Below are 15,355 nucleotides of genomic sequence, written 5' to 3'. Positions count from 1 at the left end.
ATGCCCGCACGGCTGCTGATCTGCGCACCCCTGGGCCTGGAAGCCCAGGCGCTGCGAGCGGCGCTCGGCCGCAACTCCGTTCGCCGCACGGGATTCGGTCCGCGGCGCAGCGCCCGCAGCGCGACCGCGCTCAACGGCGCGGACTTCGACCTGCTCGTCGTCGCCGGTCTCGGCGGCGGCATCGGCGAGGGCGTCCGCAGCGGCGATGTGGTCGTGGCCGATGAAGTCCGCGGGCCGGATTGCTCGGTGCGCTGCCGCGCCGCGCCTGAGTTGGCCGCGGAACTGCGCCGCGCGGGATTCCCCGTGCACTGCGGGCCGATCCGCACCACCCGGCACCTCGTGCGCGGCGCGCAGCGGGCCGAGCTGGCCCGCACCGGGGCGCTCGCGGTCGACATGGAGTCCGCAGTGCTCGCGCGAGCCGCCCGGGAGATCGCGGTGGTGCGGGTCGTGCTCGACACCGCGGCGGAACCGCTGCTGCGGTGGGGGACACCGCGCCGGGCGCTGGCCGCGCTCGCCCGGCTGCACGCCGTCGGTTCCAGCCTGTCGCGGTGGAGCCCCACCGCGGTACCGCACGCACCTGAGGAGGTGTTCTGAAATGGGTATACCGGTGCGCCAGGCCGTCCGCGTCGGCGCCTACCTGGTCAAGCAGAAGCTGGCCCGCCGCACCAAGTTCGCCCTGACGCTGGAGCTGGAACCGCTGTTCGCCTGCAACCTCAAGTGCGCGGGCTGCGGCAAGATCCAGCACCCGGCGAACGTGCTCAAGCAGCGGATGCCGGTGGAGCAGGCCATCGCCGCGGTGGAGGAGTGCGGGGCGCCGGTGGTCTCGATCGCCGGTGGTGAACCGCTGATGCACCCGGAGATCGAGGTCATCGTCGAGGAGCTGCTCAAGCGCAAGAAGTTCGTCTACCTGTGCACCAACGCGCTGCTGCTGCCCCGCAAGATCGACCGGTTCCGCCCGTCGCCGTACTTCGCGTGGGCCGTGCACATCGACGGCCTGGAGGAGCGGCACGACGCCTCGGTGTGCAAGCAGGGCGTGTTCGCGCAGGCGGTGGACAACGTCAAGGACGTCCAGGCGCGCGGATTCCGGGTGACCACGAACTCCACCTTCTTCACCTCCGACACGCCGCAGTCGGTGATCGAGGTGCTCGACTACCTCAACGACGACCTGAAGGTCGACCAGATGATGCTCTCGCCGGCCTACGCCTACGACAAGGCGCCCGACCAGGAGCACTTCCTGGGCGTGGCCGAGACGCGCGAGCTGTTCGGCAAGGTCTTCGCCGACGGCAGGCGCAGCCGGTGGCGGTTCAACCACTCGCCGCTGTTCCTGGACTTCCTGGCCGGCGAGGTCGACTTCCGCTGCACGGCGTGGGCCATCCCGTCCTACTCGCTCTACGGCTGGCAGCGGCCGTGCTACCTGATGAACGACGGCTACGCGGCGACCTACCGCGAACTGCTGGAGGACACCGACTGGTCGCGCTACGGGCGGGGCAACGACCCGCGCTGCGCCAACTGCATGGCGCACTGCGGCTACGAGCCGACGGCGGTGCTGGCCACCATGGGCTCGCTCCGCGAATCGATCCGGGCGCTGCGCGGTTAGCCGAACCGGCGGGCCAGGCGGCGGAACACACCGGGGGCCGCGCCCTGCAACCGGGCCGGCACCGCGAGCCAGGCGGGCACGAACACCTCGGCTCGGCCGCGCTGGACGCCTCTGACCAGCGCCGCAGCGACCTCCTGCGCGGTCAGCATCCGCGGGAAGCGCCGCTCGTAGCGGCGGCCCGCGAAGAACGGCGTGCGCACGGCACCGGGCAACACCGTGGTCACGCCGATGCCGTCGCGGCGGAGGCTCTCCGCGAACGCCCGCACACCGGCCTTCGTCGCCGCGTAGACCTCCTCGCCGCGCACCCCGACGACCGCGATGGAGGAGACGAAGACGACGTGACCGCGCCTGCGCCGCAGCTCCGGCAGCACCGCGCTGGTCATCAGCATCGGCGCGGTCAGGTTCACCGCCGTCAGCTCCGCCACCCGCTCGGCGGGCATCGACGCCAGCTCTCCGGCCCAGCCGACCCCGGCGCAGTGCACCAGCAGGTCCACCTGCCGAGCCGCGGCGACCACGGCGTCGAGCCCGGCCGGGTCGGTCAGCTCGGCGGCCAGCGCTCGACCACCGACCTCCTCGGCCACCTCGGCGAGCCGCGGCCCGTCGCGGCCGACGAGCACCAGCTCGCACCCGGCGGCCGCGAGCTCGGCCGCGGTGGCCGCTCCGATGCCGGAGGAAGCACCCGTGACCAGCGCGGTCCGCCCGCGCAACGTCAGCCCCACGTCGACTCCGAACCGCTGTCGGCGCTCTCGAGCGCTCGGCGCAGCTGCTCACCGCGGCGGGTCAGGATCACGATGCCGATGATGATGACCACCACCGCGATCATCTCGCCGGCGAGGATGGCGGGGGAGGACTCGATGCGCTCACCCAGCCAGCTCACCCCGATCGCCGCCGCCACCAGCGGGTCCACCGTGGTGATCACCGCCAGCGCCGGCGACATCAACCGGCCGCGCTGGAAGGTCTGCTGGCTGAGCAGGAAACCCATCGGTCCGATCACGCACACCGCGTAGAGCGTCCAGTGCTGGAACGGCTCGGCCGGGCCACCGGCGCGGAACTGCCCGGCCACCACCTTGATCAGCCCCGCGGTCACCCCGTAGAGCACACCGGTGGCCACCGCCATGCCGAGCACCCCGGCCTCGCCGGGCACCAGCCGCGCCGCTGCCAGCGACACCAGCACCAGCAGCCCGAGCCCCAGCGCCAGCGGCAGGACCGAAGCACCGGTGAACTCGCTGCCCTGCCCGGAAGGCCGCGCCAGCACCAGGAACGCCGAGAGCCCGCCGACGCAGGCCAGCCCGCCCAGCGCCAGCACCAGGTCCATCTTGCGGTGCGCCATCCACGCGGCGAAGGCGGCACCGAACAGCACCGAGGTCACCAGCAGCGGTTGCACCAGCACCAGCGGCCCGAAGGCCAGCGCCACCACCTGCAGCGACAGCCCGACGATCACGGTGAGGATGCTCAGCACCCAGACGGGTTTGCGCACCAGGTCGAACAGCATGCGAGGGCTGAAGGTGCGCACCTTCGGCACCTGCTTGGTGACGCGGTGCTGGATGGCGCTGGCCAAGCCGAAGCTGGCCGCGCCGACGACCGCGGCGGGAACGGCGATCACCAGCACCGTGCCGTTGGAGCTCACCGCCGGTCACCTCCCCGCAGGTCGGCGAACGCGTCGCGCAGGTGCCCGGTCAGCACTGCGGCGTCCGGGGCGAGCCCGGTGTCGGTGGTGACGCCGAACCCGACGTGGTCGCCCCAGCTGATCGCCCCCACGGCGATGCCCACCCCGTCGGCCAGCGACAGCACCGGCAGCACTCCGGAGATCCGCGCCTGCCCGATCCGCGCGGGACGACGTCGCCCGGGCAGCACCGACACCACCGCGCCGAAGAATCGGCGCTGGTAGATCCGCCGCACGACCCACGCGTGCAGCGGCGCGGGCAGCGCCCCGAGCGCGGCCAGCACGGCACTCGACGCAGCGGCCTGCCCGGCCCTGTCCGGTTCGCCCAGCTCAGCGGACACCGCGCTGAGCCGCCGCGCGACGGGCATCGGGCCGACGGGCAGGTCCAGCGACACCGACGCCGTGTGGTTGCCGGGCGTTTCGGCGCCCGCACCACTTCGCGCGGTGCGCGGCACCATCACCCGGAAACGCTGACCAGCTGCGGGAGCGGGCAACGCCCGGTGCAGCGCTTCGGCGACCATGCCGAGCAGCAGCGCCGTGCTGCTCACACCCAGCTCCCGCGCGCAGCCGCGCACCTCGGCGGCCGGGAGTTCGAGTCCGCCGAACGACCGGTTCGCCGTGCTGCGCCCCGCCCAGGCGTTGCCCGGTGCCAGGCCCGCGCCCGCCAGGCTCCGCAGCCCGCGCGCGATTTCCACCGGATGCCACCTCGGCCCCGAGCCGGGGGCGGAGGTGGGGTGCGGGCCGTCGGTCAGCAACCGGAGCAGCGTGCCGGTCACCGCCACACCATCACCGAGAGCGTGGTGCAGCTTCGCCAGCAACGACACCTCACCGGAACCGGTCTCGTGCAGCAGCATGAGCTCCCACGGCGGCCGGTCGGTGGCCACGGCGGAGCCGAAGAACTCCTCGCGCGCCCGCTCCGCGGCCTGCGCACCGCGGACCTCCCGGCAGTGCAGGTGAGCACCGGGATCGATGGCTGCGTCGTGGATCCACTGCGGTCGCCTGGCCCGCCGCAGCACCAGGCGCCGCGTGAGCATCGGCAACCGGCCGGCGCGGCGCTCGATCCGCCCGCTGACCTCCTCGTGCCATTCGGCGGTGCTCCGAGGCGGCCCGTCGAGCCGCAGAACCGCGCCGGTCTGCTGCGCGACCACCCGAGTGGTGGCGTGGACGAAGAAGGCGTCCTGCGGCCGCAGCGGACGGCGCCCGAAGTGCCGGGGGAGCTGCGCCAGCGCGGCGACCTGATCGGTGAAGTCCCCGGCCGAGCTGTGCTCGAGCGCCCGCTGCTCCCGCTGGGCGAGCTCGTCCGGTTCCGCGATCCAGCGGCGCAGCGTCGCGGTCAGCTCGGCGGCGCCCGGGCACAGCTCGGCCAGCCCGGCTTCGGCCATCAGCTCGGCGTTGGCCCGCCCGTGCCCGGCGATCGGCTCGAACATGACCACCGCCCGCCCGCAGGCGAGCGCTTCCAGCGCAGTGGCCCCACCGGCGTTGGTCACCACGACGTCCGCGCACGCCACCAGCCCCGGCATGTCCTCCACCCAGCCCAAGGCGACCAGCCGGTCCTCGGCGCGAGCGTCCAACCGCTTCCGCAACGCGTCGTTGCGGCCGCAGACGACCACGACCCGCGCCACCCCCTCGGCGCGCAGCGCGGCGTCCACCGCGCGCTCCACCGAGCCGAACCCGAGCGAGCCGCACGAGATCAGCACCGCGAACCCCGAATCCGGCAGGCCGAACCCGCGCCGGGCCGCACGCCGGTCACGAGGCCGGAAGGCCGAGACCACCGGAGGAACGCACACCGCGCCGACCGCGTCCGGCTCGGCCCGCCGCATCTCCCGCAGGCTCGCCTCGCTCATCACGTAGTGCAGGTCGGCCTCGGGGTAGACCCAGAACGGGTGCGGGGAGAAGTCCGAGACCACCGCCGCCACCGGGACGCCCAGCTCGCCCCGGCGCCGCAGCCAGTCCAGCCCGGCGGTGCCCAGCGGGTAGGTCGAGACGATCAGGTCCGGCCCGGCTTCGGCGATCGCGCGGCGCAGCCGCCGTCCGCTCCACGCCCCGACGAAGCGGCGGGAGGCGTTGGCGAACCAGCGGTAGCGCCACAGCGACGCGTAGAAGAAGTCGTACAGCCACGGCGTGGACTCGACGTTGGTGACGTAGATCCAGTTGAACGCGGCGGGCACCCAGCGGCCCATCGAGCGCAGCGCGTCCAGCCAGCCGACCTCGCACCCGGGCCACACCCGGCCGACGGCCTCCGCCACGGCCCGGCCGGTCGCATTGTGCCCCTCGCCGATGGTCGCGCTGACCAGTAGCACTCGACGCGGCTGGACGGTCACGCGGCTGGATCCCTTCACCCGGATCGTGCCACCGCAGGCTAACGTGACCAGCGCGTTCCAGCCGCTCGAAGCGCTCCCGGCCCGCGCTAGGCCTGCTGCGAAACCGGTCCGCGGCTGCCGACCTCGCGGACCGTTCCGTCGGTGAGGTGGTAGCACAGGCCGACGATCGCGCAGCGGCCCGCCTCGACCTCCTTGGACAGCACGGTGGAGCGCTCCAGCAGCAGATCGGTGGTGCGCTGCACGTGCACGTCGACGATCTCGTCGACCTCGGTCTTGCCGTCCGCGCGGGCGGACAGCACGCTCGGCGTCACCCGCTCGACGATGTCGCGCAGGAACCCGGGCGGCGCGGAACCCTCGATGACGGTCTGCCGCGCCGCGGTCACCGCGCCGCACGAGTCGTGGCCGAGCACGATCACCAGCGGTGCGCCCAGCACGCTGACGCCGTACTCGATGCTGCCCAGCACCTCGGGGCCGGTGACCTGACCGGCGGTGCGCACCACGAACAGGTCGCCCAGTCCCTGGTCGAAGATGATCTCGGCGGCGAGCCGGGAGTCGGAGCAGCCGAACAGCACGGCGAAGGGGCGCTGTCCCGGCGCCAGCGAAGCGCGGTGGTCGGCGTCCTGGTTCGGGTGCCGAGGAGTGTTCTCGACGAACCTGCGGTTGCCCGCCCGCAGTTCTTCGTAGGCGTGCGCGGGGGAGAGCGGTGCGTTGGACATGCGAAAAAGCTAACGCACTCAGTTTCGAACTGTCTCGCCCAGATGCGGCGAACCGGACATCTGAGATCAGTGCCACTCCATTCCGCGCATCGGGTGAAAACCGCCGCCCCGGAACGGTGATCCTGCGTGCGCGGCCGCGCACCGCGTGGCGCGCGGCGGTCTGGACCTCGGCGTAATCTCAACCAGCGGTGGACCCGTTCCAGACCCGGCTCTCGACGATGCTGGGGCTGCCTTGAGCTTTCAGCCGCCGGTTCACGAGATGGCCGCCGACGCACCACCGGCGCAGAGGTCTGGGCGAACCCTCAGCGGGGTGGCCACCAGCGGTCGGTGGTGAGACGGACGAGGGGGCTGCCTCACCACCGATCAGTCTCAGCGAGGTTTCCGGGCTCGTTCTGCGTGTCGGAATCGCCAAGATGAGAACGGCTCAGCGGAACCGAGTGCTCAGTTGACGCAGGGAATGCCGTCCGCGGTGATCGTCGCGGGCTCCGGTGCGCTGCTCTGCTGCCGGGCCGGGCCGTCGAGCGAAACGGCCTGCGGCGGGGCGAAGCGCGGTGCGGCCGGGCCGCGGTAGTCGCTGCCGATGAGCACCTGGACGCGACCGCGCGACAGGGATCCGCTCTCCTCGGTCGGCAGCCCGCCGAGCAGCGAAGCCACCTGCGCGGCGGTGGTGGCGGCGTCCGGCGCGTACCGGACGACGGAGGTGTCGCGGGAGCCGGTGTTGCCGACCTTGCCGACGTCGACACCGCGGTCGGACAGCTCCGAGCGGACCCGCTGCGCCAGGCCGGCGGTTCGCGTCGCGTTCAGCACGTCCACCGTGGCCGCGCCGGTCTCCTCGTCCGGTGGCGGCGGGGCCGATGGGTCGATGGTCTGGTTGACGGCCGCGCGGACCGCGCGCGGGTCCACCAGGATCGCCTGGCCGTCGTCGGGGGTGTCGTAGTCGGGGTTCTCGATCGGGATGGTGGTGAACCGGACGGCGCCGCCCGCCAGCCCGCGCATCCGCTCGGCGAAGGCGAGCACGTCCCAGTCGCGGTCCAGCACCACCGAGTCCTGCACCGAGCCGATCAGGTCCCGCAGCCGCGCCGGGTTGGCCAGCACCCCGCCGGAGAGCATCGACTGCGTCAGGCCGGACAGGAAGGCCTGCTGGCGCACCACGCGGTCGAGGTCGCCGCGCGGCAGCCCGTGCCGCTGCCGGACGAACGCGAGCGCGTCCGGGCCGGAGATGGTCTGCGGTCCGGCGCGGAAGTTCGCCCCCGAGTAGCTGTCCTTGGTCGCCGCCACCAGGCACACCGGAACACCGCCGACGGCCTCGGTGATGCGGGCGAAGCCGAGCAGGTTGACCTCGGCGTAGTGGTCGACGGAGACCCCGGTCAGCTGCTCCACGGTGCGGACCAGCAGCTTGCGCCCGGCGTCGCCGCCGGTGCGCGCCAGGTGGGCCGGGTCGGTGGCGCCGCGCTTGGTCTCCGCGGCGACCGCGGTCTCCCGGCCGCGCGAGTACGCGGAATTGATCTTGTGCTTGCCGTGGCCGGGCATGGGCACGTAGGAGTCGCGCGGGAAGGAGAAGCCGGTCGCGCTGGAGCCGTCGTTGGGGATGTGCAGCAGGATGATGGTGTCGGTCAGCGCCGCGTCGTTCTCGCCGGCGCGCAGCTCGCGCAGCACCTCGGCGGGCAGCGGGTTGCCGTGCGCGTCGGTGCGGCTGTCCATGCCGACGAGCAGGATGTCGATGGCCCCGTCGGCCCCGGCGCCGTCGGTGACGTCGCTGGTGGCCAGCCCGTTGAGCAGGTCGCGGTAGTTGCTCCAGCTGTAGCCGGTCACCACCAGCACCAGCACGGACAGCATCGTCACCGCCACGCGCGCCGCGGTGTTCGGCCGGGGCGGGGACGGCCGGCGCGGGGGAGTGGGGTGTCGGTTCGTCGTCCTGGTCTGGGGCGGCAAGATCTCTCCGGCGGGGTGCGGTGCTGCGAGGGTCGAAAACCCGTTCCAGGATCGCACTCATCGGGCCTCGACGCGGATCATCCGATAGCGGGGACTTTCGCGACGCAGGGTGATCACCGTGGTGGTCCACTGTGGATTCAGTCGGGCAGGTCGCCCTGCCGGACGCGGTAGACCTGCAGCGCGGTGTCGTAGTACTTCGTCGTCTCGCCGACCCACTCCATGCCGATCCGTCGCGCGGTGGACATCGCCCGCGTGTTGTCCGGGCGGGCCAGCGCGAACACCGCGTCGATGTCGAAGCTGAACGCCCAGTGCAGCAGCGCGATCGCGGCCTCGGTGGCGTAGCCGGACCCCCACGCCTCGGGGCGCAGCTGCCAGGTCAGCTCGAGGTCGTGGTCGTAGGGCGGCAGCATGCGCAGCACCAGTCCGCCGACCACCACGTCGTCGGAGCGGCGCTGCATGGCCCACCTGCCGGTCGGCGGCACCAGGTTGGGCTGCGACTCGATCCAGGAGTGCACCACGGCGCGCATCGCGGCGAGGTCGGCGACGTTGGCGATCACCGGGGTGAGCCACTCGGTCACCTCGGGGCGGCCGTAGAGCGCCAGCGCGGCCTGCACGTCGGCGTCGCTGTCGGTCCAGTCGCGCACGATCAGTCGTTCGGTGGTCAGGGGAGGCTGCATGGCGTCCCTCGCCTTCGCGCTGGGGAGAACCATCCGATTTTAGTTCGGCCACCACGCCGCGGCGGCCCGGGAGCGATAGAATTTTTCTTAAGTCTATCCTTTCAGTGTTGAGTGAAATTAAGTCTCGTCAACGGACTCGACACCAGCTGAGGAGGCGACGGGTCAGTCCAGGGGTGGGAGGGTGCCGTTGGCGTCGAAGGCCCAGTCGTGCGGGTCGCCGACGGCCGTCAGGTCCGGGTGTTCGGCGACCTCCTGCGCGTAGGCCTCGGAGACCTCGACGTGCGGCATCGACAGCGTGTTGCGGATGCGCACCACCTTCGCCGGGCGGTCGTGCGGGCCGCGGGACATGTGCAGCGCGGCCGCGATCGCGTCGCGGTCGGTGGCCAGCGCCATCGGGATGCGGGCTCCTTCGGGCACGCCGGAGGTCAGCGAGTTGGTGTAGAACGACCCGAACTCGATCTGGTCCAGGCACCGCTGGGTGGTCACGTCGGCCATGCCGAGTCCGCAGGCGTTGCCGCCGGTGTGCTCGGTCAGCCCGAGCACCACCACCCGCTTGATCGGCACGGCGCGGAAGTCCGCGGCGCTGACGGGGGAGCGACCGGTGATGTTGGGATCCATCCCGGCGCCGCTGATGTCCTTGCCGATCTCGTCGACGACCAGCACGTCGATGTCGGACATCAGCAGCTTCGGCATCAACCGCTTGGCCTCGACCAGCAGCTCGGCCTCGCGCTCCAGCAGTGCGCCCGGCGGCACGAGCTCGAGCCGGGCGACGTGCTCGTAGGCGTTCTCCACCACGGCCAGCCCGAACTCGATCGGCACCACCCGCAGCACCGCCTCGGCCACCGCCGGGATGAGGGAGTGGAAGGCCCCGAAACCGTGGGTGTGCAGGGTGGTCGCACCGCGGTGCTTGCCCAGCCCGATGGCGATCATCTTGGCCAGGCCGCTCTCGTGGGTGCCGCGGAAGTCGGTGTGCGGTTTGACCCGGCCGAGCACGACGACGCCGTCGGCGCGGGCGGCTTCGGCGTCGAAGTGCACCGGCGTGCCGTCGGGGAGTTCGGCGACCACCGCGGTGTCCATGGACGAGACGATCGGTGCGCCGATGCGCTCCTCGGTGATGCCGTACTCGGCGAGCACCCGCCGCTGGCCGTCCGCGGTGCCGCCGCCGTGGCTGCCCATCGCGGGCACCACGAACGGCTTGGCGCCGCAGCCGGCCAGTGCGTCGACCAGGGTGGCCACGATGCGGTCGATCCGGGCGATGCCGCGGCTGCCCGCGGTGATCGCGATCCGCTTGCCGCTGACCGGGTTGGTGCGGTCGTGTCCGGCGACCTGGGCGCGGATGGTGCCCTCCAGGTCCGCCACGGCCGTCGCGGTGAAGCGCTGCTCGACCGGGATCATCCTGGGCAGCTCGGTGCCGGCTCCGGTCAACCGGACCGCTTCGACGTTGAACATGCGGCAGATCCTTCCTCCGGCCGGATCGATCGACCGCGCGATGGTGCCACGCCGAACAGGCCTGCGGAAGGCCTCGCCCGCGCCTTTGGGAGTCCACTGTGGATGCTCGATTCCCGGGTGGTGGGCCGCGGCGTAAGCTGGGCGGGTGTCCGTCAAGCGTCCCGGCCCCGCGCGGTGGTTGTACTACCAGTTCGGCGGCAGGCTCCCCGAGCAGTACCGCGAGTGGGTGCTGCACGACGCGACCTGCCGGACCTGGGTGCTGCGGGTGCTCGTCCGGGGGCTGATCCAGATCGCGCCGCTGGGGGCGGTGCTGTTCGTGGCGCTGGGCGCCTTCGGCGGAGCGTGGCCGATCGCGGCCGGAGCACTGCTGCTGGGCCTGCTGGTGGTGGTCCGCATCGTGCTGACCAACTCGGTGGACAGCGTCAACTCGCGGCTGCTCGACTACGGCTTCCCGCCCGGCCACGGTTCCGCGGTGCGCAGGCAGCGCGATGCCGATGCCGCCGAGCGGTACAAGGCGGTCTGGCGGCAGCAGCCCCCGCAGTGACCGGTCAGCTCGTGGTGCGCACGACGGCGACCGGGCAGGGCGCGTGGTGCAGGACGCCGTGAGCGACGGAACCGAGCAGCAGTCCGGTGAAGCCGCCGCGCCCGCGGTGTCCCACGACCAGCAGCTGGGCGGATTCCGCCGCTCGGCACAGCGCGGTGACCGGGTGCTGGTTGGCCACGTCGCGGTGGACCGCGACGTCGGGGTAGTCGGCGCACCAGCCGGCGAGCTGTTCGGCCAGGTGCAGATCGGCGCGGGTGCGGACCTCGCGCGGATCCGGCGTGGGGTAGGCGTTGGCGGCGAAGTGCGCGTCCGGCAGGGCCTGCACCGCGATGAGCTCGGCGCGCCGGTGGGACGCGTGGTCGAAGGCGTGCCGCAGCGCGGCCCGGCTGCCGGGGGAGTCGTCGACGCCGACGACCACCGGACCGGTTGTGCGGGGTTCGCCGCGCACCACCACGACGGGGCATCGGGCGTGCGCGGCCAGGGACGTGCTGGTCGATCCGAGCAGCACCTCCCGGAACGCGCCGTGCCCGTGCGATCCGACGACCAGGAGCTGCGCGTCGGTGCTGCGGCGCACCAGTTCCCGGGCCGGGTGCCCGGCGGTGACCTCGCCGGTGACGACGAGCTCGGGGACCGCTTTGCGGCAGCGCCTGGTCAGCTCGTCGACCGTGTGATCGGCCTGGGTGCCGTCGACCAGCACCAGGTGCAGCGGCAGGCCGGTTCGCACGGCTTCGGCACCGGCCCACAGCGCCGCTCGCACCGACGGCGGTGAGCCGTCGACGCCCACCACGACGGGTCTGCTCCTGGCCATCGCACCCCCTGGAAACCTGCGGTCCAGTGTGCGCGCTCCGTGCTGGGGCAGCACCCGAGCGCAGTCGGGTCGACCTGCGGCTTTAGTATCGTTAGGTGGCCGAAGAGTTGAGTCCCGCAGCGATCTTCCGAGCCGGTACCCGCCTGCGCCAGGTGGTCCGGCGCACGCCGCTGGAGCTCAGCGGCCGGCTGAGCGGCGAGCTCGGTTTCCCGGTGCGCTTCAAGCGCGAGGACATGCAGGTCTGCCGCTCCTACAAGGTCCGCGGTGCCTACAACCTGATCTCCTCGCTGGGGCCTGAGGAACGCGAGCGCGGTGTGGTGTGCGCGAGCGCGGGCAACCACGCGCAGGGCGTGGCCTTCGCGTGCCGTGAGCTGAAGATCGAGGGCCGGGTGTACCTCCCGGCGAACACGCCGCGGCAGAAGCGGCGCCGGATCGCCGAGATCGGTGGCGAGTGGGTGCAGCCGGTGATCGTCGGCAGCTCCTTCGACGAGGCCAGCGAGGCGTCCCGGCAGGACAGCGAGCGCACCGGTGCCGTCTACGTGCACCCGTTCGACGACCCGCGCACCATCGCCGGGCAGGGCACCGTCGGCCTGGAGATCGCCGAGCAGCACGACGGCCCGGTGGACACGGTGATCGTGCCGGTCGGCGGTGGTGGGCTGCTGGCGGGCGTGGTGCTGTGGCTCAAGGAGCACTTCCCGGAGGTCCGGGTGGTGGGGGCCGAGCCGGCCGGGGCCGCCAGCATGCGCGCGGCGCTGGAGCACGGCGCTCCGGTGGCGCTGCCCGGGGTGGACACCTTCGTCGACGGTGCGGCGGTCGGTCGTGTCGGTGAGCTGGGCTTCCAGGTGGTGCGGGAGCTCGTCGACGAGGTCGTGGCGGTGCCCGAGGGCGCGGTGTGCACCGAGATGATCGAGCTGTACCAGACCGAGGGGATCATCGCCGAGCCCGCCGGTGCGCTGGCCAGCGCGGCGGCCCGGCTTCCGCTGGAGCGCCCGGTGCAGGGGCCGGTGGTGTGCGTGATCTCGGGCGGCAACAACGACCTGAGCCGCTACGGGGAGGTCGTGGAGCGCTCGCTGGTGCACGAGGGGTTGCGGCACTACTTCCTGGTCACGTTCCCGCAGGAGCCGGGTGCGCTGCGGCACTTCCTGGACGACGTGCTCGACGACGGCCAGGACATCGTGGCCTTCGAGTACGTCAAGAAGAACAACCGCGAGACCGGCCCGGCGCTGGTGGGCATCGAGCTGGACCGAGCCGACGAGCTGGACGGGCTGCTGCGGCGGATGAAGGAGTCCCCGCTGCAGATCGAGCAGGTCTCCCCGGGCTCGCCGCTGTTCTCGTTCCTGGTGTGAACCGGGGGTTGAACTGACGAGAGCGCCTCTCGCCGGACGGGCGGGAGGCGCTCTCGTCGTTCGGTCAGGACTGGGTCGCGCGGTCGGAGAGGGCGCGGACCATTTCGGCGATCGAGGCGCGGCGTGCCGTGCGGACCGCGTCGAACAGCGGGCGCAGCGCGTCGGTGCGGGCGCGGATCGCCGAGGCCGACAGGGCGCCGCCGGGGGAGTCGTCGGTGGCCACCCACAGGATCGCTTCGACCTCCGCGGCGCGCTGCAGGATCCGCAGGGTGCGCTGGGGGATGTCCTCGGGCCAGTCGGGGGCCGGGCGGGAGGCGACGGTGGCGGCGATCTCCTCGCGCACGCCGGGGCGCTGCTTGGCGACGCCGAGTTCGATCAGCGCGGTGGCGGCTTCGCGCATGGCCGAGGCCATGCCGTGCTCGGCTTCGCCGATCGGGAGGTGTTCGGCCGGGGGCAGCTCGCCGATGCCGAAGACCGTCCAGCGCAGGATGCCGTCGGCGACGCGTTCGGGGACCAGGCCGAGGCCGGCTTCGGGCAGCACTGCGGCTTCGCCGATGCGCATGGCGAGCTTGGCGAAGGGGCTGGATCCGCCCAGTCCGCGGGCGTCGCCGGGGACCGGCAGGACCAGTTCGCCGTTGGCGGCGCCCGCCTTGCGCAGCGCGGCCAGCAGCAGCGCGGGACCGGCGGGGGTGTCGTGCGGGCCGGGGAGGTCCAGCCGCGCGGCGAGCTCGTCGTCGGCGGCGCGGACTTCCTGCGATTCGGCCCAGGTCTGCAGGGCGTCGAGCACGTCGTCCGAGGCGGCTGCACCGTGCAGCCAGGCGGACGTCCAGACAACCATCGTGGCGCTTGGGCAAGGCACGTCGAGAAAGGGTACGGACCCGGTCGCGGAATGCGCGCCAGGGGGGCGGGGGAGTGTGATCTGCTCGGCCCGGCGCGCCGCCCACCGCGGGCCGCCCGATCGGATTAACGTCAGGTCTCGTGCGTTCGGTTGACTACGGCAGGGACGTCCTCGCGGGCCCGCGCCGCAAGAAGGTGCCCGAGGTCCCCGCCGAGCCCGGGCTGGTGGTGGAAGACCCGGCCAGCGGGTTCTGCGGTGCGGTGCTGCGGGTGGAGAAGAACAACGTGGTGCTGGAGGACCGGCACGGCAAGCAGCGGTTGTTCCCGCTGCGCCCGGCGGCGTTCCTGCACGAGGGCAAGCCGGTGACGCTGGTGCCGGTGCGCGCCGCGGCGGCGGGCAAGCCCGGGCGGTCGGCGTCGGGTTCGGTGCGCGTGGAGGGGCTGCGGGCGCGCACCGCGCGGGGCAGCCGGATCTGGGTGGAGGGCTTGCACGACGCGGAGCTGGTGGAGCGGATCTGGGGTCATGACCTGCGGGTGGAGGGTGTGGTGGTGGAACCGCTGCACGGTGTCGACGACCTGCCCGGCCTGCTCGCCGAGTTCGGTCCGGGCCCGGGGCAGCGGGTGGGGGTGCTGGTGGACCACCTGGTGTCCGGCAGCAAGGAGTCGCGGCTGGTCGCGGGCATCGACGATCCGCACGTGCTCATCACCGGTCACCCGTTCGTGGACATCTGGGAGGCGGTGAAGCCGCGGGCGGTGGGGATCGCGGCGTGGCCGCGGGTGCCGCGCGGTACGGACTGGAAACAGGGCGTGTGCGCGGAGCTGGGCTGGGGCGAGCCCGCCGACGGGTGGCGGCGGGTGCTGGCCGCGGTGTCGGGCTTCCGCGATGTGGAGGCGCCGCTGCTGGCGGCGGTGGAGCAGCTGATCGACTTCGTGACGGCGGATGCGCCAGGTCGGTGAACCGGACAAAGTCACACGTTGATCACGCCGTCCGGATGTCGCGTCGAGGTGCTGCGCGGTCTGACACCATGGGGGTATGACGCCCGCGCTGCTGTGGTTGATCGCCGGGGTGCTGCTGATCGCCGCTGAGGTCCTCTCCGGTGAGTTCGTCCTGGTGATGCTCGGCGCCGCGGCGCTGGCCGCTGCCGGTTCTTCCGCGTTGGGAGCACCGCTGCCGGTGGACGCGGTGGTCTTCGCGGTCCTGGGACTGGGGTTGATCTTCATCGCGCGCCCGGCGCTCAAGCGGCGGTTGCACAACCCGCTGGAGCTCAAGACCAATGTGGATGCGCTGGTGGGCAAGCGAGCGGTGGCGGAATCCACTGTGGACGTCCATGGTGGGCAGGTGCGCATCGACGGTGCGGTGTGGTCGGCGCGGGCGTTGGACGAGACGCAGGTCATCGAGGCGGGTCAGACCGTCACGGTGATCGAGATCGCGGGCGCGACGGCAGTGGTGTCGGCCGAGCTGTGA

General features: G+C 72.6%; 15 protein-coding genes. 6 read left to right on the top strand and 9 right to left on the bottom strand.

All coding sequences use genetic code 11. From position 1 onward, the window contains the following. Nucleotides 1-594, top strand: coding sequence for a phosphorylase family protein (locus OU416_RS15735; RefSeq protein ID WP_270927703.1), 594 nt, complete (start codon nucleotides 1-3; stop codon nucleotides 592-594). A gap of 1 nt (nucleotide 595) precedes the next feature. Continuing rightward, nucleotides 596-1,597 (top strand): adenosyl-hopene transferase HpnH, encoded by a 1,002-nt coding sequence (gene hpnH, locus OU416_RS15730; RefSeq protein WP_270927702.1) that lies wholly within the window; start codon nucleotides 596-598, stop codon nucleotides 1,595-1,597. Here hpnH and OU416_RS15725 read toward each other — a convergent pair. The 7 genes from OU416_RS15725 to OU416_RS15695 form a co-directional block, all read right to left on the bottom strand. Further along, nucleotides 1,594-2,310 (bottom strand): SDR family NAD(P)-dependent oxidoreductase, encoded by a 717-nt coding sequence (locus OU416_RS15725; RefSeq protein WP_270927947.1) that lies wholly within the window; start codon nucleotides 2,308-2,310, stop codon nucleotides 1,594-1,596. The two genes, hpnH and OU416_RS15725, sit on opposite strands and share 4 nt — an antisense overlap. Next, nucleotides 2,307-3,224, bottom strand: coding sequence for a DMT family transporter (locus OU416_RS15720; RefSeq protein WP_270927701.1), 918 nt, complete (start codon nucleotides 3,222-3,224; stop codon nucleotides 2,307-2,309). Before OU416_RS15720 ends, OU416_RS15725 begins: the two co-directional genes overlap by 4 nt. Further along, nucleotides 3,221-5,581 carry an MGDG synthase family glycosyltransferase gene (locus OU416_RS15715; RefSeq protein ID WP_270927700.1) on the bottom strand — a complete coding sequence of 787 codons (2,361 nt, stop codon included), beginning with the start codon at nucleotides 5,579-5,581 and terminating at the stop codon, nucleotides 3,221-3,223. Before OU416_RS15715 ends, OU416_RS15720 begins: the two co-directional genes overlap by 4 nt. A gap of 86 nt (nucleotides 5,582-5,667) precedes the next feature. Beyond that, nucleotides 5,668-6,297, bottom strand: a complete 630-nt coding sequence (locus tag OU416_RS15710; protein ID WP_270927699.1) for a carbonic anhydrase — start codon at nucleotides 6,295-6,297, stop codon at nucleotides 5,668-5,670. A 441-nt stretch (nucleotides 6,298-6,738) separates the two neighbouring features. After that, nucleotides 6,739-8,145 (bottom strand): LCP family protein, encoded by a 1,407-nt coding sequence (locus tag OU416_RS15705; protein ID WP_270927698.1) that lies wholly within the window; start codon nucleotides 8,143-8,145, stop codon nucleotides 6,739-6,741. Between the two features lie 221 nt (nucleotides 8,146-8,366). Further along, the gene (locus tag OU416_RS15700; RefSeq protein ID WP_270927697.1) at nucleotides 8,367-8,906 is read right to left on the bottom strand and encodes a GNAT family N-acetyltransferase; all 540 of its coding nucleotides are present in this window, start codon (nucleotides 8,904-8,906) and stop codon (nucleotides 8,367-8,369) included. A gap of 162 nt (nucleotides 8,907-9,068) precedes the next feature. Further along, nucleotides 9,069-10,355, bottom strand: coding sequence for a nickel pincer cofactor-dependent isomerase, group 22 (locus tag OU416_RS15695; RefSeq protein WP_270927696.1), 1,287 nt, complete (start codon nucleotides 10,353-10,355; stop codon nucleotides 9,069-9,071). 145 nt (nucleotides 10,356-10,500) lie between these two features. Between OU416_RS15695 and OU416_RS15690 the strand changes: the two genes are divergently transcribed. After that, nucleotides 10,501-10,899 carry a DUF5313 family protein gene (locus OU416_RS15690; RefSeq protein ID WP_270927695.1) on the top strand — a complete coding sequence of 133 codons (399 nt, stop codon included), beginning with the start codon at nucleotides 10,501-10,503 and terminating at the stop codon, nucleotides 10,897-10,899. A gap of 4 nt (nucleotides 10,900-10,903) precedes the next feature. On the opposite strand, the gene OU416_RS15685 is transcribed toward OU416_RS15690, so the two are convergent. Further along, nucleotides 10,904-11,707: a universal stress protein gene (locus tag OU416_RS15685; protein WP_270927694.1), complete on the bottom strand. Its 804-nt coding sequence runs from the start codon at nucleotides 11,705-11,707 to the stop codon at nucleotides 10,904-10,906. 95 nt (nucleotides 11,708-11,802) lie between these two features. Here OU416_RS15685 and ilvA point away from each other — a divergent pair, with 95 nt between their 5' ends. After that, nucleotides 11,803-13,053: a threonine ammonia-lyase IlvA gene (gene ilvA / locus OU416_RS15680; protein WP_270927693.1), complete on the top strand. Its 1,251-nt coding sequence runs from the start codon at nucleotides 11,803-11,805 to the stop codon at nucleotides 13,051-13,053. A gap of 64 nt (nucleotides 13,054-13,117) precedes the next feature. On the opposite strand, the gene OU416_RS15675 is transcribed toward ilvA, so the two are convergent. Continuing rightward, nucleotides 13,118-13,891 carry a hypothetical protein gene (locus OU416_RS15675; protein ID WP_270927692.1) on the bottom strand — a complete coding sequence of 258 codons (774 nt, stop codon included), beginning with the start codon at nucleotides 13,889-13,891 and terminating at the stop codon, nucleotides 13,118-13,120. Between the two features lie 140 nt (nucleotides 13,892-14,031). On the opposite strand from OU416_RS15675, the gene OU416_RS15670 reads away from it, so the two are divergent. Together OU416_RS15670 and OU416_RS15665 are read left to right on the top strand one after the other, a co-directional pair. Continuing rightward, the gene (locus OU416_RS15670; protein WP_270927691.1) at nucleotides 14,032-14,847 is read left to right on the top strand and encodes a DUF3097 domain-containing protein; all 816 of its coding nucleotides are present in this window, start codon (nucleotides 14,032-14,034) and stop codon (nucleotides 14,845-14,847) included. 76 nt (nucleotides 14,848-14,923) lie between these two features. Beyond that, the gene (locus OU416_RS15665; protein ID WP_093146083.1) at nucleotides 14,924-15,355 is read left to right on the top strand and encodes an NfeD family protein; all 432 of its coding nucleotides are present in this window, start codon (nucleotides 14,924-14,926) and stop codon (nucleotides 15,353-15,355) included.

It is taken from the genome of Saccharopolyspora indica (assembly GCF_027853965.1).
GTDB lineage: Bacteria > Actinomycetota > Actinomycetes > Mycobacteriales > Pseudonocardiaceae > Saccharopolyspora > Saccharopolyspora indica.
Note: the sequence above shows the minus strand (reverse complement) of the source record. Positions and strands in the feature narration are given on the sequence as shown.